Annotated in this window: 22 protein-coding genes; 4 read left to right on the top strand and 18 right to left on the bottom strand. The window is 59.9% G+C overall.

Translation table 11 applies throughout. The features are described from left to right. Positions 1-74: 74 nt before the first annotated feature. Positions 75-1,781, bottom strand: coding sequence for a nitrite/sulfite reductase (locus HMPREF2920_RS06970; RefSeq protein ID WP_070854115.1), 1,707 nt, complete (start codon positions 1,779-1,781; stop codon positions 75-77). A gap of 143 nt (positions 1,782-1,924) precedes the next feature. Then, positions 1,925-2,950, bottom strand: coding sequence for a sulfite exporter TauE/SafE family protein (locus tag HMPREF2920_RS06975; RefSeq protein WP_069358960.1), 1,026 nt, complete (start codon positions 2,948-2,950; stop codon positions 1,925-1,927). Between the two features lie 253 nt (positions 2,951-3,203). Here HMPREF2920_RS06975 and HMPREF2920_RS06980 point away from each other — a divergent pair, with 253 nt between their 5' ends. Then, complete coding sequence (locus HMPREF2920_RS06980) at positions 3,204-4,709, top strand: FAD-dependent oxidoreductase (protein WP_070854116.1); 1,506 nt, start codon at positions 3,204-3,206, stop codon at positions 4,707-4,709. A gap of 64 nt (positions 4,710-4,773) precedes the next feature. Then, entirely contained in the window at positions 4,774-5,277 is a 504-nt protein-coding gene (locus HMPREF2920_RS06985) for a phosphoribosyltransferase (protein ID WP_048734520.1), read from the top strand. Between the two features lie 93 nt (positions 5,278-5,370). Here the strand turns inward: HMPREF2920_RS06985 and purT are convergent, their stop codons facing one another. The 6 genes from purT to HMPREF2920_RS07015 all read right to left on the bottom strand — a co-directional run bounded on the left by purT (position 5,371) and on the right by HMPREF2920_RS07015 (position 12,236). Next, positions 5,371-6,591: a formate-dependent phosphoribosylglycinamide formyltransferase gene (purT, locus tag HMPREF2920_RS06990; RefSeq protein WP_049169873.1), complete on the bottom strand. Its 1,221-nt coding sequence runs from the start codon at positions 6,589-6,591 to the stop codon at positions 5,371-5,373. Between the two features lie 117 nt (positions 6,592-6,708). Then, positions 6,709-7,740, bottom strand: a complete 1,032-nt coding sequence (locus tag HMPREF2920_RS06995; RefSeq protein WP_070546043.1) for a nucleoside hydrolase — start codon at positions 7,738-7,740, stop codon at positions 6,709-6,711. A gap of 96 nt (positions 7,741-7,836) precedes the next feature. After that, the gene (locus HMPREF2920_RS07000; protein ID WP_070601036.1) at positions 7,837-9,093 is read right to left on the bottom strand and encodes a glycerophosphodiester phosphodiesterase family protein; all 1,257 of its coding nucleotides are present in this window, start codon (positions 9,091-9,093) and stop codon (positions 7,837-7,839) included. A gap of 193 nt (positions 9,094-9,286) precedes the next feature. Further along, positions 9,287-9,925: an LppP/LprE family lipoprotein gene (locus HMPREF2920_RS07005; protein WP_070601034.1), complete on the bottom strand. Its 639-nt coding sequence runs from the start codon at positions 9,923-9,925 to the stop codon at positions 9,287-9,289. A gap of 162 nt (positions 9,926-10,087) precedes the next feature. After that, entirely contained in the window at positions 10,088-10,672 is a 585-nt protein-coding gene (locus HMPREF2920_RS07010; protein WP_016421541.1) for an LppP/LprE family lipoprotein, read from the bottom strand. Between the two features lie 274 nt (positions 10,673-10,946). Then, entirely contained in the window at positions 10,947-12,236 is a 1,290-nt protein-coding gene (locus tag HMPREF2920_RS07015) for an adenylosuccinate synthase (protein WP_016421542.1), read from the bottom strand. Positions 12,237-12,287: 51 nt separating this feature from the next. Here HMPREF2920_RS07015 and HMPREF2920_RS07020 point away from each other — a divergent pair, with 51 nt between their 5' ends. Then, positions 12,288-13,232 (top strand): hypothetical protein, encoded by a 945-nt coding sequence (locus HMPREF2920_RS07020; RefSeq protein WP_246816239.1) that lies wholly within the window; start codon positions 12,288-12,290, stop codon positions 13,230-13,232. Positions 13,233-13,365: 133 nt separating this feature from the next. Further along, positions 13,366-14,058 carry a DUF1707 SHOCT-like domain-containing protein gene (locus HMPREF2920_RS07025; protein ID WP_070601033.1) on the top strand — a complete coding sequence of 231 codons (693 nt, stop codon included), beginning with the start codon at positions 13,366-13,368 and terminating at the stop codon, positions 14,056-14,058. A 101-nt stretch (positions 14,059-14,159) separates the two neighbouring features. Here the strand turns inward: HMPREF2920_RS07025 and HMPREF2920_RS07030 are convergent, their stop codons facing one another. The 10 genes from HMPREF2920_RS07030 to HMPREF2920_RS07075 form a co-directional block, all read right to left on the bottom strand. After that, on the bottom strand, positions 14,160-15,563 hold the full coding sequence (locus tag HMPREF2920_RS07030) for an FUSC family protein (RefSeq protein ID WP_005510217.1): 1,404 nt from the start codon (positions 15,561-15,563) through the stop codon (positions 14,160-14,162). A gap of 97 nt (positions 15,564-15,660) precedes the next feature. Then, on the bottom strand, positions 15,661-16,071 hold the full coding sequence (locus HMPREF2920_RS07035) for a DUF3151 domain-containing protein (protein WP_016421545.1): 411 nt from the start codon (positions 16,069-16,071) through the stop codon (positions 15,661-15,663). A 132-nt stretch (positions 16,072-16,203) separates the two neighbouring features. Continuing rightward, a complete protein-coding gene (locus HMPREF2920_RS07040) occupies positions 16,204-17,421 on the bottom strand; it encodes a glycoside hydrolase family 76 protein (RefSeq protein WP_005510131.1) in 1,218 nt (405 codons plus the stop codon). Between the two features lie 69 nt (positions 17,422-17,490). Beyond that, complete coding sequence (locus HMPREF2920_RS07045; RefSeq protein WP_038626765.1) at positions 17,491-18,162, bottom strand: TrmH family RNA methyltransferase; 672 nt, start codon at positions 18,160-18,162, stop codon at positions 17,491-17,493. Continuing rightward, on the bottom strand, positions 18,149-18,994 hold the full coding sequence (locus HMPREF2920_RS07050; protein ID WP_016421548.1) for a lysoplasmalogenase family protein: 846 nt from the start codon (positions 18,992-18,994) through the stop codon (positions 18,149-18,151). The genes HMPREF2920_RS07045 and HMPREF2920_RS07050 overlap by 14 nt, the downstream gene beginning before the upstream one ends. 98 nt (positions 18,995-19,092) lie before the next feature. Beyond that, a complete protein-coding gene (pyrE, locus tag HMPREF2920_RS07055) occupies positions 19,093-19,653 on the bottom strand; it encodes an orotate phosphoribosyltransferase (protein WP_049169851.1) in 561 nt (186 codons plus the stop codon). A gap of 51 nt (positions 19,654-19,704) precedes the next feature. Then, positions 19,705-21,735 (bottom strand): type III secretion system chaperone family protein, encoded by a 2,031-nt coding sequence (locus HMPREF2920_RS07060; protein ID WP_070549989.1) that lies wholly within the window; start codon positions 21,733-21,735, stop codon positions 19,705-19,707. Positions 21,736-21,923: 188 nt separating this feature from the next. Next, positions 21,924-22,754: a sulfurtransferase gene (locus HMPREF2920_RS07065; RefSeq protein WP_049169848.1), complete on the bottom strand. Its 831-nt coding sequence runs from the start codon at positions 22,752-22,754 to the stop codon at positions 21,924-21,926. Positions 22,755-23,019: 265 nt separating this feature from the next. Beyond that, on the bottom strand, positions 23,020-24,558 hold the full coding sequence (locus HMPREF2920_RS07070; RefSeq protein WP_070601031.1) for an HNH endonuclease signature motif containing protein: 1,539 nt from the start codon (positions 24,556-24,558) through the stop codon (positions 23,020-23,022). 246 nt (positions 24,559-24,804) lie between these two features. Beyond that, complete coding sequence (locus HMPREF2920_RS07075; protein WP_016421554.1) at positions 24,805-25,452, bottom strand: GNAT family N-acetyltransferase; 648 nt, start codon at positions 25,450-25,452, stop codon at positions 24,805-24,807. Positions 25,453-25,553 lie beyond the last annotated feature (101 nt).

Consider the following 25,553-nt stretch of genomic DNA (forward strand, 5'->3'; position numbering starts at 1 on the left):
TCCCAGTCGCGCTGGCGTCTCGTCTTTTTCGCTTGACGACGGCCCCTGCGACCGAACCCCATTGGGAGATTCACTCACTTCAGGTCCTCCTCATCAGCGCGGACAATCCACTCGCGGAACTGTTCACCCTCGTGGCGCTGTTCCTTGAAGTGATTGACGACGCGCTCGATGTAGTCACCCAGTTCTGCCGAGGTGACCTTGTGTCCGCGAACCTTGCGGCCGAAGTTGGCATCGAGCCCCAGCGAACCACCGAGGTGAACCTGGAAACCCTCGACACGGTTGCCCTCGTCGTCGGTGACAATCTGCCCCTTGAGTCCGATGTCGGCAATCTGCGTGCGGGCGCAGGCATTCGGGCAGCCATTGAGCGCAATGGTGATTGGGACGTCGAGGTCACCGAGGCGTTCCTCCAAGTCGCCCACCAAATCAATTGCGCGCTGGCGCGTGGTGACAAGTGCGAGCTTGCAGAACTCTAGGCCGGTGCAGGCCAGGATGCCCCGTCGGAAAGCAGAAGGCTTGGCAGACAGGCCAATTTCGTCGAGTTCTGCGAGCAGGGAGTCGACCTGGTCGTCGGCGACGTCGAGGAGAATGAGCTCCTTCATCACGGTGGTGCGGACGCGGGAAACACCGTGGCGCTCGGCGATGTCGGCGAGCTTGACCAGGTCAGAGCCCGGAACACGGCCAACAGCGGGCTTAACACCGACGTAGTTGAGACCGTCGGCCTGCTTGTGCACGCCGATGTGGTCACGGTCGCCCTCGAAAGGTTCGGGTGCGGGGCCGTCGATAAGCTTGCGGTTGAGGTAGTCGTCTTCGAGTACCTGGCGGAACTTCTCCGCGCCCCATTCGGCAACGAGGAACTTCAGACGCGCACGATTGCGCAGGCGACGGTAGCCGTAGTCCCGGAAGATGCGGCACACGCCCGCCCATACCTCGGGAACCTCGTCCTCTGGGATCCAGGCGCCGAGACGCTGGGCGAGCATCGGGTTGGTGGAGAGACCACCACCGACCCAAACGTCGAAACCGGGGCCGTGCTCTGGATGATTGACACCGACGAAGGCAACGTCCTGGACCTCGTGGGTGACATCGAGACGCGGGGAACCGGAAACTGCCGACTTAAACTTACGCGGTAGGTTGGAGAACTCGTCGCCGGAGAGGTACTCCTCCTTGATGCAGCGGATGGCGTTGGTGCCGTCGACAATTTCATCGGCCGCAACACCGGCAACCGGGCTGCCTAGAATAACGCGGGGAACGTCGCCGCAGCCAAAGTTGGTGTCGAGACCAACTCGCTCAAGGCGCTCCCAGATCTCCGGCATATCTTCGACGCGAATCCAGTGCAGCTGGACGTTCTGGCGGTCGGAGAAGTCCGCAGTGTCGCGGGCGAAGTCGCGGGAAATCTCGCCGATGGTGCGAATGCCCTCGGTGGTGGTCTGGCCACCGTCGAGGCGGACGCGGAGCATAAAGTACTTGTCCTGCAGCTCGGCGTTGGTCTTCACGCCGGTGTGCTCACCGCTAAGCCCCTGCTTGCGCTGGGTGTAGAGGCCAATCCACTTAAAGCGAGGCGCTAGGTCCTCCGCGGGGATGGAGTCAAACCCCTGCTTGGAGTAGATGTCGATAACACGCTGCTTAACGGCGATGCCAGCATCTTCTTTCTTAATGCGCTCGTCGTCGTTAAGTGGCTCGCGGCCGTCGATAAGCCACTGCCCCTGTGGCTTCGGTGCGCGCTTCTTACGTCGGGTAGCCGCTGCGGAAGCTGGACGCTCGGCGGTTTTCGTAGGAGAGCTCATGGGGAATCTACCGAATCACTTTCGTTTTGTTCTCGTTGACCGAATTAGTTTCTAATCTTTATAGACCGTTTGGTCTACGTTGCATTGCAGGCAACATTAGACCGACCAGTCTGGCTAGTGCAAGCCGGGACACGCTCGGATACCTAGCGGACCCCCGCTTCGCCCACGCGGACACCGTTTTTCGCACCCACTTTGACACCTTCAGAAGCATCCTCGGCCCCGACATCAACCGAAGCGGGTGATGGAGATCCAGAACTAGACACATCAGCCGAGGGAGACTGAGAAGTCGGCTCAAGTTGGATCCGCTGACGCAGCCCCGGAAGAGTGTCGTGCGAACGCGCCCACAGCACCAGCGCGACGACAACAAAAGCCCACACGAGCAGAACCGTTGCCAGCACGCCACCAGAAACCAGCGACAAAAACAGAGTGCGAATATTCAGCCCCACCAACACGCCGCCGATCGCAATCCCAAGCAGCCGCGGATTAATGCGCCCCACCAGGTACGCAGCCAAGGGTGCCGCAATCACACCACCGCACAACAAACCAATTACCGGTGCGGCATGCTGGGTAAATTCCTCCCGCAGCTTGGGCAAAAAGCCCAGTACAGCCGCCGAGGCAACGAGAAATTCCGCCGCAGAGACAGTACCGATAATCTTGCGCGGCTGGTCAGCCTCAGCGCCGAGCAAAGTTGAGGTGGTAACAGGCCCCCAACCACCACCTCCCGTGGAATCAAGCAGGCCACCAAAGAGCCCCAGCGGAGCGAGCTTCTTCGCCCCCCAGGCCTTCTTCTTGCGCTTAACACTGGCCAAAAAGGCGAAGCGGATAATCACCCACAGACCGAGGAAAAGCAAGATTGTCGAGGTCACAGGCGTCGCAGCATCACCGTCGAGATTCGCCAAAAAGGTCGCACCAATAAAGGCACCGATAGCACCCGGCACGCCAAGACTCAGCGCGCGTCGCCAGTCGACATTGCCGAATCGCCAGTGTGAAATACCGGAGGCCAGTGTCGTACCCACCTCTGCTACGTGAACCACCGCCGACGCAGTGGCAGCACTACTACCAGCGACAATAAACAGCGAAGTAGCGGTGACACCGAAAGCCATCCCCAGAGTGCCGTCGACTAATTGCGCGCCAAGGCCGATTAGCACGAAGACTATGAGTTTTTCCATGACAAGCCCTTCCCCGCTTACCCAACCAGAGCCTGCCGTTGCCACGATGCCCGCACGCCGAGCCCCTTTCAGAGCTCATTCAGCAGAAGCGATGCGCAGCAAAACCCTCTCAAGCCAAAGCAGTGATTCTTGCGGTGTTTTGTGTTTGCTTTTTGTAGACCAGTTTGTCTATATTCTGTTTCAGCAAGCATAGACCGATTGGTCTACGATAAGCAATCGCGACAAAGAAAACGTAGAAAAAGGATTCCACCCAATGACCAACGACCAGACTGCAGCCCAGAACACGGCCGCTTCCTCACTGCCCGATCTCGCCAACTCCACCACGCCGCTGCGTGTAGCCGTGGTTGGCTCGGGCCCGGCCGGTATCTACGCCTCCGACGCGCTGATGAAGTCCGGCCGCGATGTCGCCATCGACCTCTACGAGCGCCTTCCAGTGCCGTTCGGCCTCATCCGCTACGGTGTTGCGCCAGACCACCCGCGAATCAAGGGCATCATTAAGTCCCTCCACCGAGTGCTGGACAAGCCGCAGGTTCGACTGCTGGGCAACGTGGACGTCGGCAAGCAGGTCAGCGTTGATGAACTGCGCCAGTTCTACGACGCCATCATCTTCGCCACTGGCGCGACCCGCGACCGTGATCTGAACATCCCGGGCTCGGATCTGCCGGAGCACTACGGCGCCGGTGAGTTCGTAGGTTTCTACGACTCCCACCCGGAGTTTGCTCGCGAATGGGACCTCTCTGCTGAGTCGGTCGCTGTGATCGGCGTCGGTAACGTGGGTCTCGACGTCGCCCGTATTCTCGCCAAGACTGCCGATGAGCTGCACGTCACCGAAATCGCCGACAACGTCTACGACGGCCTGGCAAAGAATGCCGCCCGCGAAGTCCATGTCTTTGGCCGTCGCGGTCCGGCTCAGGCAAAGTTCACTCCACTGGAGCTGAAGGAACTGGACCACTCTGACACCATTGAGGTTGTCGTGAATCCGGAGGACATCCAGTACGATGCCGCCTCCGAAACGTCCCGTCGCGAGTCCAAGATCACCGATCAGGTCTGTACGATTCTGGAAAACTACGCCATCCGCGAGCCAAAGGGCGCCCCGCACAAGCTCTTCATCCACTTCTTCGAGTCCCCGGTCGAAATCATCGGCGAGACCGGTGAAGATGGAGTACAGCACGTCAGCGCTATCCGCACCGAACGCACCGAACTCGACGGCGAGGGTGGCGTCCGCGGCACCGGCAAGTTCACCGAATGGCCGGTCGGTGCGGTCTACCGCGCAGTCGGCTACCGCTCCGACGCAGTCACCGGCGTACCGTTCGACACCGGCACGCACACCATCCCAGATGCCGGCGGCCGCGTGCTTGACGACATCGACGGCAACCACATCCAGGGCCTGTACACCACCGGCTGGATTCGCCGTGGCCCGGTCGGCCTAATCGGTAACACCAAGGGCGATGCCAACGAAGCTGTCGGCAACCTCATCGCCGACTGGGAGGCAGGTCGCCTGGCCGCACCTGCAAAGCCCACGCATAACGACGTCGACGAGTTCCTGGCCGACAAGGGCCTCCAGGTCACCACCTGGGAGGGCTGGCACGCACTCGACGCCGCCGAGCGTGCCGCGGGCGAAGCCGAAGGCCGCGAGCGCAAGAAGCTGGTCGAGTGGGCTGACATGGTTGCGGCCTCCACGGTCGTCGCAAAGCAGCCAGATGCCGATGACGTGGCCGAAGCTGTGCACGAAGCTGTTGTGGAGACCGTCGCGAGCTAGCGCATCGGGTCTAACCGGACAGTTGATTATGCACGTCAGTCGATTTTCGGATTAGAGTTAATACATGGCTTATCATGCAGACTCATCCAACCTGGACGTCAAGGAAGTTCTGACCTGGGAAGGCTTCGGCGTCGCCTCCCGTGAACTGGCACAGCAGATTGTCGACTCGGACTTCGACCCGGAGATTATTATCGCCGTGGCCCGCGGTGGCCTGCTGCCAGCAGGCGCACTCAGCTACACCATGGGCGTCAAGCTCTCTGACGCCATCAACGTCGAGTTCTACACCGACGTGGCGGAGACCCTGCCGGATCCGGTTCTGCTGGAGCCGCTCCTGGACATCGAATCGATTTCCAACCGCCGCCTGCTGGTCGTTGACGATGTGGCCGACTCCGGTCGCACGCTGCATCTGGTGCTCGACCTGCTCAAGAAGCACGGCGCTGAAGTCCGTTCCGCTGTGCTCTACGGCAAGTCCCGCTCGGAGATTGCACCGGACTACGTCTGGAAGCACACCGATGACTGGATCGTCTTCCCCTGGTCGGCCGAGCCACCGGTACAGAAGTCCAAGTAGATCAAGTAGCTTACGCACCACAGCGGGCACAAAAAAGTGCGCTGCAGCGTTCCTTTCCCAAGCAACACCAGCAGCGCACACTAGGTCGTCGAACTAGCCCAGTTCGACGACCTTAATCTTTGATGCCGCCTCCGATGCACGCTCACGAGCAGCATCGACAGAATCCGCGGTTGAAACAGCAACGCCCATGCGGCGACGCGGGCCAGCGACCGGCTTACCAAAGATACGAATATCAGTCTCCGGAATAGCCATGGCCTCCGTCAGCCCGGTGTAACCCGGCTGCTCGATGTCAGCACCGCCGTAGACCACAGCGGAGGCTCCCGGGGACACCAGCGTGACGTCGATAGGCAGACCCAACACTGCACGCGCGTGCAGCTCGAACTCAGAGAAACGCTGGGTGCCCATGGTGACCATGCCGGTGTCGTGCGGACGCGGGCTGACCTCGGAGAACCACACCTCATCGCCGCGGACAAACAGCTCGACGCCGAAGATACCGCGACCGCCCAGCGCGTTGGTGATGCGCGCGGCGACAGAGCGCGCATTGTCCAGGGCGTTTTCACTCATGGCAGCCGGCTGCCATGACTCAACGTAGTCGCCGTCCTGCTGACGGTGCCCAATGGGCTCACAGAACCACGTTGCCCCCTCGCCGGTCTCCGGATCAACGGAGCGCACGGTCAGCAGCGTGATCTCGTAGTCGAAATCGACGAAGCCCTCCACAATGACGCGGCCGGACTCGACGCGGCCGCCACTCATGGCATAATCCCACGCGGCCTGGACATCCTCCGGCGAACGCAGCGTGGACTGCCCCTTGCCCGAGGAACTCATGACCGGCTTGACCACACACGGGAAGCCAATCTCATCGACAGCTGCGGTGAATTCATCAAAGCTGGAGGCGAAGTGATAGCGGGAAGTCGGCAGCCCAACCTCTTCCGCAGCCAGACGGCGAATACCCTCTCGGTTCATGGTCAGCTGAGTCGCCCGTGCGGTTGGAATAACGGTGACGTCCAGCGTCTCGTCTTCCTCAACCTCTTCCAGCACCTCGGTTGCCAGGGCCTCGATCTCGGGGACGATGAAGTGGGGCTTGACCTGGAGAATCAGATCCCGCAGTGCACTGGAATCCGACATATTCAAGACGTAGGCGTGGTGAGCGACCTGGTGTGCCGGTGCATGCTCGTAGCGATCGGCAGCGTGCACCTCAACGCCAAGACGTTGGAAAGCAATGGTCACCTCCTTGCCGAGCTCGCCAGAGCCGAGCAGCAGAACTCGCGTTGCTTCCGGCTGGTACGGGGTTCCGGTGACTTCAGGGGTGAACATCGAGATAAACTCGCTTTCGTCTACGGCACGTACGCTGCACAACCAGCAGCTGTGAAATTGATTGTCTCCAGCATACGACAGCGAGCGGATTCACCGCGGCGGGCACGGGCGGGGAACCTAGCGCGGGAACACCCGCTGGAACTCAGCCAGCGCCACCTCACGGTCAGCGGCCAGGACAACATTCGCCACCGAACCGGCAGGATCTTCCACCACCTGTCCGCGCCGCGCAGGCTCATCTGCAAAAGTTCGCCTATCGACGCCCACGAGGCGCATCTTCTCCACTTCCCCGGTCACCGCACCGACGGCCACCATCGCAGCGAAGAGGTCATGAACCTGCGCCTTGTAACCGACTCCAACTCCCTGGTGGAACTCAAAGTAGAACTTCAGCGAGCGGCGCAGAACACGCAGCAGCTCCGAGTTCATACCGGCATCTCGCCAGGATTCAATCTCAGTATCACTAATGGTGATGGTCTCGGTGACATTGAGCGGAACCAGCGTCGGCACCGGCGCGCCTGCGGCGGTGGCGATGCTGCGCACGGCATCCTCCGGGCGCTCGACGGCCACAGCGCCCGCGGTGCCGAAGACCTCGGTGACCGCGGTGGGGTCGACCCAGAAGTTCCATTCCGCAAACTCGGTAACGTTACCGTGGTACTCCACAGCACCGCCCATAATGGTCACACCGTCGAGCTCCCGCATGAGTTCTGGGTACTTCTTCAAAGCGGCCACGTAGGTAGTCATAGGGCCAGTGACCAGCAGGTGCACCTTCTCCCCCGTCGACCGCGCCTGTTCGATGACCTGGCGCCACAGCGCCAGCGGATCCGCCGCCCCTCCGCGCCCCGGCTCGTAGATGACGGCCGGTGGCGCCAGGTTGTAGCCCAGCCCGTACGGACCATGAGTCTCAGGCGTGGTAGTCAGCTCACGGTCAGCGGGCCCCTCGAAACCGCTGACAACCGGGACCTCCGGGCAACCGCAGAGATTCAACATGTACTTGGTGTTGCGAGCGGACCATGCCGCAGTGGTGTTACCACCTGCGCAGGTCACACCCACCAGCTCGATCTCGCCTGCGGTATGTAACCCTGCGAGGTAGACGAGAGCAAGACTGTCATCGATACCCGTGTCAACGTCGGCAAGCACTTTCAAACGCGTCATAAGGTCAAGTGTGACACGAAACATGCTCGGCCCGCAGAGCTAAACATGGGCAAAACAGGGATACAGACGAGTTTCCGCTGGTGCTGGCCGGGTTTACTAGTTCGTCGACATCGCTGCATCACCCACCGGAGCAGACTCCGGCAGCGGCATTTTCAGCTCGGCCAAGACCTCGCGCAGTCGCGTCGGGTAGTCGGTGATGATGCCGTCGACACCAGCGGCAATTTGCTCGCGCATGGTCTCCTTTTCATTTACGGTCCACGGCACCACCTTCATGCCGGCCTCATGCGCACGGGAGATTAGCTCCGGCGTGGCGACCGGGTGGTAGTCAGCATCTGACGGTGTCTTGCCGTAAGGAATGCTGTGCGTCGGCGAGAGCACCTGCACGCCGAGCTGCTTGGCGGCCTCGATGATGTCGCCATTGACCTCGTCGTAATTGACATCGCCGACCCAAGGAGAATCCTTCTTCCAGGTGGTCTCGTCCCACAGCATGACCAGTGGAATCTCCGGGTTCCGTTCCGCGACCAGCGGCAGCGAGCGCCAATCGAAGGACTGAATCATCACTCGATCAGCCACACCCGCGCGGTCAATCTCGTCGAGAATCACATCGACGAACTCCTGTGGTTCTGCCGAGTCAGCGCGCTTTTCGCCCTCAATCTTGGTCTCAATGTTGAAGTGGATGTCCTGGTTGTCCTTAGTTAGCTCGAACAGCTCCGGCAGGGTCATCATCCTGTTGCCCTTGATTGGCTCCGCATCCGGGAAGTCCTCGAGCTTCTTGTCGCAGACCAGGGTTTGTACCTGCTCATAGGTGAGGTCATGCACGAGCTTGCCGACGTACGGGTACTGCGGATCCCCCTCCGTCACTGGCTCGGTGTCCGAGCACTTGTCGTCTTGGATTTCCGGATCGTGCCAGACCATAGGCACGCCATCCTTCGTCAGGACGATGTCCAGCTCCAACGTCGTAACGCCCAGCTCCAACGAGTTGATCATCGCCTGCTTGGACTCCTCCGTCCACTCACCGCGACCACCACGGTGTGACTGCAGATCAAAACCCTCCGGCAGCTTAGCCATCGCAGCCGGCCGCACATTCGCGGCCGCATTCAGCTCAGCGACCTGCTGCTTTTCAAAGGTCTTCTCTTCGCTCGACGTAGTGCTGACCGCGCTTGCACTGCTTGACGACGACGCCGCGTCGTTGTCTGCATCATTGCTGCAGGCTGCAATAGGAGAAATAGCAAACGCGCCCATAGCGATGGCCGCGATTGCGCGGCGCGTGCCGTGGACGCGTGAATTCTGAGGCTGCTCGCTCTGCTTGGTCCGTTCGTCAAACATGGAGTCAGATGAGTTGCGAGAAGACATGGCCGGTGATTTTTCCTCTTTGGGCGTAGTATTAGCGACTTCATAGCGACGGCATAGTACCGACAACACAGTGTCGACAAACTACCGTCGGAGGTTTACGGAACACAGAAATCTGGGTGAAAACTGTGTGGTGCGCCACTACTTTAAAACGGCCTGACAGCACTCGCATCTGGAGAGAGTGCGGGGTGAGCGTTTAATTCCCCTCTGCCTTTGGAATCTCGCCTTCTTGAGCAACCTCTGCCCCATCCCAGGAGTACGTAACGGGAGCGTTGTACTGGTCTTTAAAGGCGAAGGCACCGCCGTCTTCGATCATTTTATTGACATCGAAGAAATTGACGGTCACAGTTTTGCCATCACCCTCGACCGAGTTGATTGTCTGCGGACCACCGGCGGTCCCCACGTACTCGCCCTTATGAAACAGCAGCACTGCACCAGCGGTAGTTGAATGCGTAATTTCATTCTGTACTGCTGAGGCAAAGGTCAACTCGCTGGTGGTATCCCAGTTCGTATCGTCCGTGACTGTCCAACCGCTGCCATTGCCACCTTCCATTGAGTTCAGGTCGGCAACCGCTTCTTCGAAAGCCTCTTCCTGGGTTGGCGCAGAAGAACCCCCATCGGGGTCGTTGTCATCGACATCCAGATTGGGGGTATCTGCACTTTCACTGTCATCCTCGACAGTGGTGGTCGTAGTGATGGTCGTCGTTTCTTGATCTACCTGAGAAGCAGAGGTCGGTGCTGCGGTCTCATCAGTGGAGCAACCGGACAAAGCCACTACACCTGCGACCGCCGCGCTAACCAGCATCGACCCGCGACGAACTGAATGACCACTCATGGCTGGAACCTCTTCTGTTCTCTCAAGTTTTCTCAAGCACTGAGCTACGACGGAGCATTACTTTCTCATGTCCGACTCTGAATTGAGTTTACTTGGGAAAATTCAAGAGACCCCGGGAGTGTCCAAGAATTCTCGAAAGCTCTCGAAAATTCTCGGGAGTCCTTAGGAAGCGGGCTTCGCCCCGCCGGGAATCTTGCCCTCGTGGACGACGTGATCGCCGTTCCAGAAGAAGTGAACATTAGAGGTGAACTTGGCCGCATCAGCGTTCGGCGCACCTGCGGCCTCCTGGGCCTCCCAGTCGTGGTAGATGACCGAGATGTTCTTACCATCAGGGGTCGGCGTCACCTTGTTGATGTGCTGAGGCCGGTCAGAGTCCGTACCAATGAACTCACCCTTGTGGAACATCAACAGCACAGTGGAGGACTGAGCGTTGCCCTGCTTGGCCTGATCTGCGAGAGCAAAGCTCAAATCGCTACACGGGCTGAAGTTGGAGGTGCCAGTGTACTTCCACCCATCATGGTTGTTCGGACGCTCCCTGTTGACCTTATCCAGGGCCTCCTGGATTTCAGGTGCTGCCGGGTTCGGGGTACAGCTATCTGCCTTCGCCGGAGCCGGTGCCGGCACTGGGGCCGGTTCCGCCTGAGCCGCGGGAGCTGCAACGGCTCCACCTACTGCGGAGAAAACCATCGCGCCGGAAAGTACGGCGGAACTTGCCAGTCGTTGTACTCGGTGTCCTGTGTTTTGCATGAAAACCACACGCCTTCTGTCGTTTGGACTTCTGTCGTTGGACCACGCGGTGAGGCCTACGATACAAAAATGACTCTGGGATGCCAGTGTCAACTGACAATTCCCAGAGCCTTCTCGTGGTTAGCAAATGTTCTTTTTTACAGCAGCCAGCAGTTTCGACACCGAAGATTTTTTATCTAACAGTTCGATAAAGTCGGGTCGAAAGCCGGACTATTTTCCGGCTAGTTCGCCACTGCCCCCCCCAGGCTAAGTACCCAGCGCTAGTTGCCCAGCGCTAGTTGTCCAGCACATCGTGGACAACGATGGTCTGGTCACGACCCGGGCCAACACCGATGTAGGAAATGCGAGCGCCGGAGAGCTCCTCCAGGCGGTTCAGGTAATCCTTGGCCTTGTCCGGCAGCTCATCGAAGGTGCGGCAGCCAGTGATGTCTTCGTCCCATGCAGGCATGGTCTCGTAAATCGGGACAGCGTGGTGGAACTCCGACTGGGTGAGTGGCATTTCGTCGTGACGCACGCCATCAACGTCGTAAGCGACACAAATCGGAATCTCGCCGATACCAGTCAGGACATCCAGCTTGGTGATGAACAGATCCGTGAAACCGTTGACGCGCGCGGCGTAGCGAGCCAGCACCGAGTCGTACCAACCACAGCGGCGCTTACGGCCGGTGTTGACTCCGACCTCACCGCCGGTGGTCTGCAGGTACTCGCCCCACTTGTCGAACAGCTCCGTCGGGAACGGGCCAGCACCGACGCGGGTGGTGTAGGCCTTCATGATGCCCAGCACCGAAGTGATCTTCGTCGGGCCGATGCCGGTGCCCACGCAGGCACCACCAGCGGTTGGGTTCGAGGAGGTCACGAACGGGTAGGTGCCGTGGTCGACGTCGAGCATGGTGGCCTGGCCGCCCTCCATGAGGACGTGCTTGCCGGCATCCAAAGCCTGATTGAGCTCAAACTCCGAGTCGATAATCATCGGGCGCAGACGATCGGCGAAGCCCATGAAGTAATCAAAGACTTCATCCGGGTCGATAGCGCGGCGGTTGTACAGCTTGACCAGAATCTGGTTCTTCTGAGCCAGCGAAGACTCAATCTTCTGGCGCAGAATCGACTCATCCAGAATGTCCTGGACACGCAAGCCCGTACGGCCGACCTTGTCGGCATACGTCGGGCCGATACCGCGGCCAGTGGTGCCGATAGCGCGCTTACCCAGGAAGCGCTCGGTCACGCGGTCCAGCGTCTGGTGGTACGGAGCAACCATGTGGGCATTGCCGGAAACGCGCAGGCGGGAGGCTTTTGCACCGCGAGCTTCGAGGCCATCAATCTCGTCGAAAAGCGCCTCGAGGTTGACCACACAGCCGTTACCGATAATCGGCACCGCGTTTTCCGACAGCACACCCGCCGGAAGCAGCTTCAGCTCGTACTTCTCACCGCCAACGACAACGGTGTGGCCGGCGTTATTGCCACCGTTGGGCTTGACGACGTAGTCGACGCGGCCACCGAGAATATCGGTTGCTTTGCCCTTGCCCTCGTCGCCCCACTGGGCACCGACGATAATGATTGCGGCCATAGTCCTACTTCAACTCCTGGGATTGCAGACGACGCATTAGAGTGTAGTCCTATGCGTATTGTTGTGCTGCAGTGTGGCCCCGATGTACCCGCGTTTTCCCAATTGCTCCGCCAATCATGGTCTACATCAGCACCGTCCGCACCATCAGCACCAGCTACTCCGGCACCACCCGCCTATGCGCTTCACGACGTCGCGATGATCCCCACCCGCAAGGAGCTAGCTTTCATCGACGACCTGGCCAAGGACGTACTGCCTGTCGATACAGCACCGACACCGGAGGAAATCTCCAAGCAGAAGAAAGTCGACCACTTAGGCGCTCCGCACCCCGCTCCGCAAAAGCCGAGCGAGCCGTTAAGAATTGTGGTCGTTGGCACCGACGCGGCACTGGCTGCCGTGGCAACCTACCTGATGCGCAAGAACCTCCTGTGGATTGAAGTGGCACATGTCCCCACCGCGCCGTCGACCGCGGCCAAAAACTGGGGCATCGAAGGAGGAGAAGGGCTCGATGCGGCGGCCGCGCTCACGCGCCCGACGACGCCAGTGCCGCTGATTCGCGATGACACCGGCCACGCAATTGTTGGTTACGCCCTACTGACAGAGCCGGGAATTACCGGAGTGTCCTCGACAAACGGGTTTACTGGCGAGGTCTATGTCGACGAGCATCAGATGTTCTCCGGCACATCCACCGGCCTGCAGATTCGCCCTACCCCCGATGCCCCGGGCATCGTTGCGGCCGAAGTTCCGGCTCCGGAAGCGGAAATCGGTAACGAGGATGGAGTCGGCAAAGGCCTGCTGAGCCGACTCGGATTGGGTCGCGGTGGCCGTCGTAAAGCGAAAGAAGCCCCGGCCCGCGAGCTACACCGTCCGATGACGGGTCGGGCGGTTCAAGTTGGTGGCCTGGGCTTCCGATATGTGCGCGATGGAGTCGAGTCTCGAAAGCCGCGAGAGAAGACAACTATGTACCGACACCTTCGCGACTTGCAGATTGTGCGCTAACTGCGTCGGGCAATAGCCACGGTCTGCCCATGAGAAAGTGGCTTGCGCGAAAGCGGCCTGCGCGAAAGTTCGAGTACAGATAACATTTGGGTGTTAAAGCCACTGCCCGCCACTGCCTCGATAGGACAGCATCATGACTGACAACACCCCACGGCTACGCGCTGGCGACCAGGCCCGCCACACTGCGCTGGAACGCTTGGAATGGGCATTCCGCGATGGCCAGATTGACTTTGCGGAATTGCAGGAGCGCACCGAGAAAGCCCAAAAGGCGACGTACATCGATGAGTTGCCCGCATTGACACAGGACTTGTCGCTGCCCGCGAACCTGGCCGAGCCGACTCCACATGCACACCCAAACCCTAACCTGCGCCCGAACCTACACAGCGTCCCGGACGAGCACCATTCGGTGGCACCGAATGCAGCTAACAATCATCAACCAGCTCGGATTGATAGCTCCGCCGCGGCAACTGGTTCGAAGCTCTCCATCGGCATCTTCGGCGGCACCGACAAGAGAGGCCCTTGGACGTGCGCTCCCACGCACACCACGGTAGCGGCCTTCGGCGGGACTGGCTTGGATTTCCGCGAGGCCATCCTGACCGCGGAAACCACTGTCGTCAACATTGGCTGCGCCTTCGGTGGAGTCGACGTCATTGTCCCCGACCACTACCAAGTTGATGTCGACGTGCTGCCCATCTTCGGCGGCACGGATGTTACTGGAAAGCCGGGACGTCACCTTCCAGCTCCTGGCGCCGGACAGGCTCCGAAGATTATTGTGCGCGGCTTCGTCGCTTTCGGCGGCGTCGAGGTCAAGCGCGTACCGCACTAGAGCATGCTGCAATAGCACGTGGGCAGTAGCATGTGCGCCGGAGCACGTGGGCAGTAACCGACGGGCGCCTAGCGAGCCGCTACTCACCCACTCCTCACCGGCTACTCGTCCCATACCTCCGGCGGCATTGCTGGGAACGGCGTCGTCGGCGGCAGCGTTGCCACAGCTGAACGTCTGGACAGGCCACACACCTGCAACAGGTCCACCACCAAGGAGCGGGACTGCGCAAACACAACCTGTTCCGACAGCGTTGCGTCCTCGATCACGCGCGGGTGCATTTTCGCCGCTAGACGACGCAAGTACCGAACCACGTCTTCAAGCTTGACCTCTCCGGATCCCTCGGAAAGCTGAGCGATAGCGATGTCGCCGGACTCGAAAGGCAACTCGCCCCACTCTGGGATTCGGCGCACGGCGGCTTCGTCGTCAAGCACATGACTGACCAGACGCGTACCTTCAGACACGCCGAGAACAAGTGCGCACAGTTCGGACGAGAAGTCGATGTGGTCCTCACGTGCTGTGATAGCGCGACGCGCGAGCACACGGATGTTGCGCATGGCGTTGTCGACGGGATGAACCATACGTGACAGCGAGTGGATTCGATCCCGGGAGCGCCAGAGCAACGGCGAGATACGGACCTGCTCGCCCGCGTCGGCGACAGTGCGGTCCATCAGCGAGACTTGCGCCTGCATGGAGCGCACCACGCTCAGTGCGGTGCGGATGCGATCGGTGTCGCCCTCTTTCATGCCGATGCCGATGTCATAAAGTACATCTGCACCCATGTCGAGGACCTTGGCCACCTTGCGGCGAGCACCCGCCAGCGGGCTTCGCGGCAATATCATGAGCACAATAATGCCCACCACACCACCGACGAGAGCATCGATCATTCGGTAATAAGAACCAGCGGTGCCCGGCGGAATAATGGTGGCGATGAGCACGGCTGAAGATGCCGCTTGGTTGACCACAAGCGGTCCTCGACCGACAAACACACCGATGACCATGGCGACGAACACACCGACGGTCAGCTGCCAGATACCCGAGCCGAGGATGGAGATAATCACATCACCAATGCCGACTCCCAACGAGGCACCGAGCACCAACTCCACAGAGTGCTTTAAGCGAGGACCTGCGGTCATCACGTTGAGGCTGATGAAAGCGGCCATCGGCGCGAAGAACGGGTTGGGGTGCCCCAGTACCTCAAGTGCGAACCAGTAGGCCAACCCAGCGGCTAACGTGGCTTGGACAATGAGCATCCAACGGGAGCGCACACGGTCAATCGCATGGAGGAAACGCGTGCGGGGCCTCACTTTCTGACGCAACTTGTTTGCTGCGCGGGAGGCCGGATGTAGGTACGTATTGCGAAAATCTTGGAAATCCGGGCGCGGATTATCCTCGACGAATTGCGTTTCCTTAGCTTCGACGAGGTCGTCGACATGCGCGGGAGCAAGGTCCTCTAGATTCCTGGCAGCTGCGGCATCCTTATCTTCCCCACCAGCTATGCCAGCCATGCCGAAGTCACCATCCTCATGTAAAAAACTGTGCGCTTTTTATGTACCCGTTGTGCTGTTGTGCACTCTTATGTGCCCGCTGAATCTCTGTGCGCGATTAAAGACCCAGTTCTGGCAACGCGGATTCATCACTGTCACGCAGCAACGCCATCATGCGATCGAATTCATCATCCTCGCCGATAGCCTTAGCAGCCTTAGCCAACGCTGCGAAGGCGCGAAGCACACCACGATTCGGCTCGTGCTCCCACGGAATGGCTCCGAACCCCTTCCAGCCGTTTCCACGCAGCAGGTCCAGACCGCGGTGGTAACCAGTGCGAGCGAAGGCATAGGCCTGAATCTCCTGGCCCTCGGACAAAGCGCTTTCAGCCAAATCCGCCCAAGCCTGGGAATCGCGCGGGCATGCGCGAACCACGGCCTCCGGGCTTGCGCCACCGTTGCGGGCAGCAACGGCCTCGTCAAGAACGGGGAGCTTCACGGGAGCAGGAGCCATCATGTCATTGAGTTTCATGCGTCCTATTGTGCCAGGCATCACGTGGCGATGGCAGGGGCTCAGTATGTGACTCTCTGTTGGCAACGGCGGGCACAGCGTGGTGGTGCGACGTCGGCAAGCGCCAGATGACGACCAACTAGCGTTCCCCGACTACTCCGGGCAGCTCGGCTTCGTCGAATCCAACGACTCACCATTTTCCAGCTTGGTCGCAACAAAATCGGCCACTCGGGCGCACGCTTCCATCAGCATCCAACCCGACAGCTGGACAGAGAGGTCACGCTCCTTAATCGCCGAACCGCGAACCGCGCCACCGACTGATTGCGCAACCGAACCGCCCTGTGGGAACTGAGCATTGTCGTTCCAATCTGCGGGGAAAAGCGGCAGGCCATCAACCTCGAGGCGGTGGTACCAGCACTTCTCCCCCGACGCCAGAACCAGTCGGCGAGCAATGCGGGCCGCCGCGCGATTCATGCGATTGTCTCCAGGCAAACGCACCGCCGCATCGGCGAGGTATCGCACGAGGATGCCGTTGAACAGACCACCATCGCCGCCACCGGCACCGGCGATGACATTGTCGGTGGTCGCCAAATCCTTTGCCACCGCGTGGATGAGGTTTTGCACGCGCGTGAAATACTTCGTCGCCTGTTCACGCTGGCCGTGCGCCCGAAGCGCAAGTCCCACTTCGAGGCAAGCGCCAATCATGACACCCTGGTTGTACGTAAACATGCCCTTCTGTACGACGGCACCTGCCATGGACAAGCGAATGCCGTCGTAGAGCAGCCCTGAGTCCGCCAGGAGGTTGGCGTAAACCCAATCGATAAGTTCCTCTGCCTCCTTGATACGACCAGCCCGGGCCAGAGCGATGGCTGCAGGACCGTTCGAGGGAACGTTGAAGAAGAGGTCCTGCTCACGCCACGGCAGCACACCCGTGGACTCCTGCCGACCATCACCCAAGCATGAAATCAGCCGTGCTGTCGTCTTCTTGGGCACCGATGCGCCGAGGACCGCGTCGGCACGCCCGAGCGCCAACGCCATCCACGCGCGATCGTCGTAGTACTTGTTCTTGGTCAGCAGCGTGAGGTTGCGAATGCGGATACCCCGAGTGGTCTGGCGGATAGCGCGGTACTTCTCCTTAGAAGGCACGCGCTTGGCTGCGTCTACCAGGCAGTCGAGATACTGCGCCTGCCACCAGTAATGCCAGTTGATGAAGACCTTATGTCGCAGCGGCGCGGGCCAGGAAGCCATTGCCAAATTCGTGCCCGGAAGACCCCACAGCTTCGCCGCATGACGGTTGCGAATCGCCTGTTCAGCCACGTCCGCACGATAGGCCCACGTTTCGGCCTCCGGACGCGACATTTTTAGAACCACTGGCTCTCCTTAAAACGGCTGTGAAACAGCTCTAAAACAGCCTTCGAAATAAAACACCTAAGCAGACAATTACCAGGCCGCGGTGATATCTGCATGAGTACGAATCCAAGAGTGCATGGCAATACCCGCCGCTACCCCCGCATTTATCGAACGCGTCGAGCCAAATTGGGCAATCGACACCGTCAAATCCGCCGCCTGCTGTGCTTCTTCAGTCACTCCCGGCCCCTCCTGGCCGAAGAGCAAAAGACAACGCTCGGGCAACTCAACGGTTTCGATGGGTACGGAGCCCGGCACATTGTCCACGGCCACGACAGCCAAATCATGCTCGCGCGCCCAGCTAATGACCTCCGACACCGTCTCGTGGTGCAGCAAGTGCTGGTAGCGGTCAGTCACCATCGCGCCGCGACGATTCCAACGCTTGCGCCCCACGATGTGCACGGCCTCCACCAGGAAGGCATTTGCGGTGCGTACCACGGTGCCAATGTTGGAGTCATTCTCAAAATTCTCGATGGCGATATGCAACGGATGACGACGCTTATCCAGCTCCGCGACGATAGCCTCCATCGTCCAGTAGCGGTAGGCATCGACGACATTACGTCGGTCGCCCTCATCCAGAAGCTGCTCATCGTATTCTGGGCCGGTCGGCCGGGGTTCGTTCGGGTGCTCCTGCTCCCACGGCCCCACCCCGACACGAGCCTCAAACCATTCCGTCGGCCCCTTCCCGGGCTCAGGCGCGGTCAAGAGCCAACAGCCCCTCGACCAGGAACAACTGCGCCACGGTGTAGGTGTCCATCACTGCCGCATTCAGAAGCTTGCCGACGACGCCCTCCTCCGCAAACATCTTTCGAGCCATCAGTAGCGTGTCGGAGACGAGGAACAGGTTGCCACCGTGGCCGAGGCCGTAGGCGGCATCGGCAATCGGCAGGCCGGTCTGCTCATCAGTACCGACAGCACCGGCACCCTCCAGCAGCGCCGGGTCATCGGCCAGTGCGGAGGTCACAGCCAGCAGCGGACCGTAGCCAACAGCAGCGGGCAGCGCCTCGGGCTTTACAGCACCGACCAGCGGTACCGAACCAGCCCACAGTGGGAAGCGAATGGCAGCACGCAGCGCGCTAATCCGAGCTCCGGCACGCCACAGCAGCACGTGGTAGGCAACCTGGTTAACTGCGAACGGCACAGAACCGCGGTTCAGGTTCGGCTTATTCGGCATGAGAATCAAGTCGCCCAGCCAACCGCCGGCGAGGCCGATGAGCAGGGTGGTCGTCGTAAAGCGAGACGTCTCGTGGCGACGGCGCCAAACATTGGCCGCCAACAGTGGCATGAGGACAGTCTTGGAAACTCGACGTGGAGTCTCCCAGCCGAAGGCACTGGAGACAACGTTGACCGCACTGGCGGCGATATAGCCGGCACGTTCTGGGGCACGGCGGGTGTCGGAGCTTGCGCTGGCGATACCGACGAGTGCGCCGAGGCCCTCGCCCGTGCGACGCACAAACATGTCAGCGACGGTTTCCTTGGTGCCGGGAAGTTTGGTCGTGGTGAGCTTGGACAGGAGTCCTGCGCGCTTGGTGGTCATGGGGATGTTCCTCTTTCGTGGGACTGCGTTGGGGCGGTGAGCTGGGTGAGGCTCGGCGAGCAGGGTGAGGCTCGGCGATAGCTCTAGCGCTCAGATTCTTAGGCCAGACCCAAGTCATCCAAACCGAGCAGGTAACGGTAGTCCAGGCCTTCAGCCTTGATGACCTCGTCGGCGCCCGTCGCGCGGTCAACCACCGTGGCGACACCGACAACCTCAGCACCGGCCTCACGTAGTGCAGCGACGGCAGTCAGCGGCGAGTTGCCCGTGGTGGTGGTGTCCTCCACAACCAGGACCTTCTTGCCTACAATGTCCGGTCCCTCGATGCGGCGCTGCATGCCGTGCTTCTTGGCTTCCTTACGCACCACAAAGGCATCAATTGGACGCCCTTCGGCGTGCATGACAGAGGTAGCCACCGGATCCGCGCCAAGCGTCAGACCACCGACGTGCGCGTAGTCCCAGTCTCCAGTGAGCTCTCGTAGCAGAGAACCAATCAGACGCGAGGCCTCATGATGTAGAGTGGCGCGGCGCAGGTCAACGTAGTAATCAGCCTCACGTCCAGACGACAGCGTGACCTTGCCATGAACAACCGCCAGCTCCTTGACCAGCTCGGCCAAACGCTGCAGCTTCTCCTGATTGACATTGCTCGTGTGGATGCTCATCTGAGGTTGTCTCCTAAATAAACGACTGTGTGCTCAAGGATATGTCTGGTTCTACTCGTCCGCGGAATCAGGGGTTACGCCCTTGTCCTCGGACATAGATTCGGTGGGGTCGTCGCTGCTGTCGAGGTCTGGGGCGGCGTCGGTAAAAATACTGGCGGGCTTCACATTTGATCGCACCACACGCCCCTGGCTCGAGCGCATCCGGCTATGTTCGGGGTCCTCCCCAAGCGCAGGAATCTGCTGGCCAGAATCTCCAATGTCCTCCGACTCGCCAACGTTTGCACCCATCTTTCGTGCCGTCGACCGCGAAGGCAGCGCCGTCGGATCCAGCGGTATATCCCGCGTAGGGCGCCACGACGAACCGTCAATCGCCTGCACCACCGTGGGTTGTGCATTGCTTTGCGACGGCCACTGCGAATCATCCGTGGTTGCATCCGCGGTAGCAGCGGACGAGGACGAAGGAGAATCTGCGTAAACAATTTCCTCAACGTCCAGCGGCTCTTCACCCTTGCTATTCTGCGCGCTGTGACTCTGGGCATGCCCGTTCTGTGAGCTGTGATCCTGCGATTCGTGGTTAGCAGAACCGTTGCGACGCTGATCTGGTACCGCGTGCAAGTGCCCACGCCCGGTTCCATCCGAAATCAAGGAACCAGAGTCAACGGACTGCTCGGTGAGCTGCAAACGAGTGGGATCCCACTGATTAGTGTCCGGAGCGACGGTTTCGCCTTCCGCCGGTGGCAACCTGCGCGCAATGTCGGAGAAGTCCGACAGCGATGCCAGTGCACCGTCCCAGTCCTCTGGCACTGAATTATCAATCAGCTGAGCCAAGGACCAGGAGTTTTCGGACCACATGCGGGTAATGGCCGGGTGTACGTCGGCAAGCATGCGGGTTGCACGGTCGTCGAAGATGCGATGAATGAGCTCTGGGTCGGTAGCTGCGACTACCAGGCCGGCTTCGGTAGCTACGTGAGGCAGCGTCGTGCCGCCGCTGCGGCGCAACTCGAAAACCTCATCGCTGGATACAGAGCGGCGGATGGCGATGGTGGTGATGCCGCCGACATCGGCGAGGTGCATTTCCCGGCCAAAGGCGAAACCGGAGACCACGGCCTTGGCATCGCCGTCCGGCGTACGCTGCCAGTACGACGGCAGCTCATGGTCCACACGGTTATAGACAGAATTACGTTCCTGCGCCCAGGCTTTCCGCAAGTGACGCACACGGCGACCGCTGATACGTCGACGGATAGGGGCCACTGATTGCTGCTGAGCGCGCTGCGGTTGCGCGGGCTGGGTGGACACAGTGGGCGGGGTGGCCTGGGTGGCCTGGGTGCGCGCCGCACGATCGGATGATTGCGGCACTTCGTCAGTCTCGGCATTTTCGCCGGGCACAGCCTCGAATTCTGCACCGTCAACAGTTCCAATGCGAGCGTCAGGAGCAGTGGTGCTGTTGGCATCTATGGCACTGGTGTTGTCCACTAAACCTGTCTCGGGCTCATCCGTGGTATCGGTATCTTCAGCAGTCACCGACTCGGCTGGCTCCATGCCAGGCCCTGCTCCAGATTCTGTGCCAGACTCCGCGCCGCTTCGGAGAGTCACGTCCGTTCCCGCATTCAGATCAGCTGCTGCTTCCGATGTTTCGGCAGCACCCGCGTCTTCTGTTGCTTCGGGCATTTCAGCAGTGGCCGCCGGCTCGATTCCCGAGACAGATTCAGGCTCCGTCGGTGTCTTTTCTACAGCTGAAGTCCCCAGTTCTGTCGTCGAAACCTCAGTTTCAGAATCAACTTCAGCGGCGCTATCAGTCTCAGCGGCAACCTCAGAGTCAGCGTCAGCTGCGACATTCGGTCTCGCCACAGAAGTTGTCTCGGGGCTGCCTTGCTCCGAAGAATCCGACTGTTCGGACACAACATCTTCTGCCGCCACACCGGTTACTTCGCCGGTGGAGTCCGAGGGCTCGTCGTAAAGCGATGGCGATGACGGAGACGCCACAGCAGTCTCACTTGTGCTGCGACGGCGGCGGTCGACAACGAACAGCGCGACTGCGGCGATGATGAGAATCGCTGCGAGGGTGAATACTAGGGGAATCATTAATCTCCTAGCTTAAGCCAGAAGCCGTTCTATTTGGTCAGCGACAAGATGCCGTCCCCCGTCTGGCGCAATGCCAATGCCCGAGGAGAGAGCGTACGGGACTCTCTAGGACGGTAAAGGGCGAGGGGCAAAAGCCACATGGACGGCACATCTGGGGCCCTGGGGCGGTCGCCCTGGCCCGGGCCCGCTTAGAAGCGGACGATAGGCAGGCTCGGATTGCCAGCCCACTGGGACCAGCCACCGACATACAGAGAGGCCCCCGTGATGCCCGCTTCTTCCATAGCCTGAATGAACAGCGAGGAATGAAGACCGGAACCGGAGTAGACCGCTACATTGCGACCGTCTTCGATACCGACGGAGGCAAAGCGCTCACGGAGCTGCTCAACAGGCAGGAAGGAGCCGTCGGCATTTTGCAGACTGCGAGCCGCCAGGTTCACGGCACCCGGGATGTGACCTGCCTGCAGATCGACGCGCTCACTACGACCTTCAAAACGGCTGGGCTCACGCGCATCCACCAAAATTCCACGCTCAGACCAGGTGCGTACGTCATCGAGGCTGGCAACAGGCATATTGCCTTCACTCACCGCAATCGTTCCAGGCCGCGGCAGATTTCCGGGCCCGAAGGCAGTCTCGTTTCCATCTGCTTCCCAAGCAGCTAACCCACCGGTGAGGACACGCACATTCTCCAAACCTGCCCAGCGCAGAATCCACCAAGCACGTGACGCGAACAGTCCATCGCCCGCGTCGTAGACGATCACGAGATGCTCCGAGCGGACTCCCCATCGACGGACGGCATCGCGCACACGCTCGATATCCGGCAACGGGTTGCGACCAGCTTCTCGGCTTGGAACACCTGCTAGGTCCAACTCGGGATCACAGAACACGGCCAGTGGGATGTGAGCCGTGGCGTAGGAGTCATATGGTTTTTTAGCACGCGACCAGCGTGCGTCAACGACGACGATACGACCGCCGCCGGCAATCTTGTCACGAAGCTCTTGTACCGAGATGGATGTTGTCATAATTCCGGATTCTAAATCGATTGACTTGGTAGCGCGATATGTACGTTATTAAAACTAGGAGCTTGGGAAGGTGCATGAAGACGCTGCTCACCTGGCCGTTTTCATCTCAGGCACAGGCCATGGAATCGGCTGTGCCACCGCAGAAAAACTGCTGCACTATGCCGCCAGCATCGGCACCCCCCTTTCCTCAACCGCTTTATTAACACAAAGCTGACTACGAAACGGAAGATCAGCCTCTAAGCCAGGCCTCGGTCTCCCAATCCGACTACCCACCGGGATCCGGCCCCATCTCGTCATTGCCATCCACTGTGTCCCCCGCCCGTTTCTCTCGCGCTTTACGACGCAACCAGCGCCCCGGGCTATCGAACGTATCGGGGTCCTCATTGGATTCCGCTTTCCGGTTTCCTTCCTCGTCTTTCGGGGGCACCCAGACCACACGATCAGTAGAGGCCTGCTCACACTCCCCGCTAACCCCGTCCCCTTCGTCAGTTCCTAGAATCTCCGCCACCTCATCCGGCCGGAGCGTCCACCAAGCATTTTCATTACATCGAGCATCGTCGATCTTTCGATGCGTACCCGGATCCACCAACGTGAGATTATCCAGGTCAGTGCCACCACCGGAAGCCCACGACTGCACATGGTGAACATCGCACATAGCTCCCGGAGTGCCCATGCCCGGCGCGGAGGAACCTCCTTCCTCTCCAAGAAGGGCCAGATACTGCGGCAAAGTCCCCAGCCTGCGGGATCGACCAAAGTACAAGGTCTGCCCCTCATTCCCCAAGACTTGGAGGAACGAATTTCTATCGACCATCTGTTGCACGGCCTGACTAATGGAAATTCGCACTCCCGCGTCTGAGACCGCTTTACCCGATCCAGGAAGTACAAAATCTTCCCCCTCAGGCAGGGAGACTCCAGCTAACGCTGCCACATCTGCGATATGCGCGACGGTGACCACCGATGTCGTCCCCCGCGCCGGCTGAAGCTCACCGCCCGGTTGAAAGCCCCCATTCACCGCCGCTTCCACGGCATCATGGAAACGCTGCTCCGGATTCCGCTGGTCATCGGCGCCTTCTTCGAGTAACCCACCAGGCCGCGCATGATCTGCCTGCAGCCTTTTGAGCACCGCCGCAAACGAAGGCGTAACCACACCGCTCAACCGGCTCATGCCGTCCGGCCCCTGAGCACCGATTTTTAGGCTTCGTTTCCGAGAACGGTCCTCATCCGTATACGGGTCATCAACCCCCAGCATCGCCCGCAGACGGTTCGGCAATTTATTGAGATCATCAACACGGATTTTGTCCACTAAATCTGCAATGTGCTTGTCCAGCAGCCTAGACAGCTGTGCATGCTCCGTTGCCGGCAGCTCGCGAACGGCTTTGTCAATCTTCGCAACAGCATCCGCACCGACAACACCTTCCTCAACTTTCTGACGAAGGTTCGGCATTCGCACATCCTCATTCGCCGGAGCAAACGGATCAACATTCCTACTCAGACGTCCGACGACATTGATACGCTGCCTCGCTTCTGCTCGCGAGATTCGCATCTCCTGCGCTAGCCACGCGATCCTTCGGTGCTCCGCGCTGGGCATCCGCCCTTTCATTGTCTCCACATAAGTCGCATCAATTACTGCGAGTCGTTTTCGCGCTTTCTCAATCGACTTATATGCGTCGTGCGCATGATCCGGTGCAAGTACTTCGAAGTTCTCCACGATGACTGTCGACAGAGCTTCAAACTGTGCAACCGCATCTAAAACCTGCGATGTCGAAAGCGGTCCACCGCCGTTTGACGCCGATGATGTAGACATTTCCCCACCCCCTTTTAAAACGCTAGCAATCCGAATCCCCAAATGGACTAACTAATTTCCCTCCTCCACATTATCGCACACCAATTCGACACACCACAACCCCCTACGTCAACTTTTCGAATCTTTTTCCGAAAAACTGCCACGCTCCCGACCTAAACACCCCACCAACCCGCGCAGTCCCCCCCCCACCATCCGCCCTGCCCCACCAACCCGCGCAGCCCCCACCAAAAACTGCACGCCGAAAACCTAAAACCGCACCACCATCACATCGTGGTCCGGGAAGCTCGAGCGCCCCACTAGCTCAAATCCCGCCTTCACATAGGCTTTCGCCGCCCGCGGGTTGGCATCATGGACAGCCAGACTAACCCCCGGATACCCCAGCTCACGCGCATACTCAAGGAGTCCTGCAATCATCGGCTGCGACAGCCTGCGCCCGACAACGCCCGGACGCAGCGCAATCGCTACCTCAGGAATCCCATTTTCCACAAATCCGTACCCCGGATCGTCCTGCGTAAACGTACGCAGCCAGGCCGCCCCCACCGGCACTTCATAGCTCTCGTGCTCTTCGCTTGACGACGAATCCCCGCGCTCCAACCATTCCTTCTTAATGGCGGCCGCACTGTAGGTAGCCTCGCGAGAAACCCTCGGTTCAAATGGGTCAGTGCGGGTCATGTCGCTACTGAGCGACTCGAGGTCAGCGTCGTCAAGCGAAGTGGCGAAAAGGATAACCCCTCCCTGACTCGCGTCCCACTGGTCGACGTACTGACGCCTCGTGACTACATAATCTTCCGGCAGTGGCTGACTTTCATCTCCGAATGTTTCCGTTAGTTCGTCCATCCAGGCAATGAAGGGGAGGTCGGAGTCTGTCGCTGGTCGCCACTGAAAGTTAGTCATATTTGCGCACTATACCGGCGCACTCCAGACTGACCGGAATGCAACAAGCCCACACGGTCGGTCACAAGACACATAAATCTGGACAATAAAAGCACAAAAAG

The organism is Corynebacterium sp. HMSC075F02 (assembly GCF_001838335.1).
In the GTDB taxonomy this organism is placed as follows: Bacteria; Actinomycetota; Actinomycetes; order Mycobacteriales; family Mycobacteriaceae; genus Corynebacterium; species Corynebacterium jeikeium_D.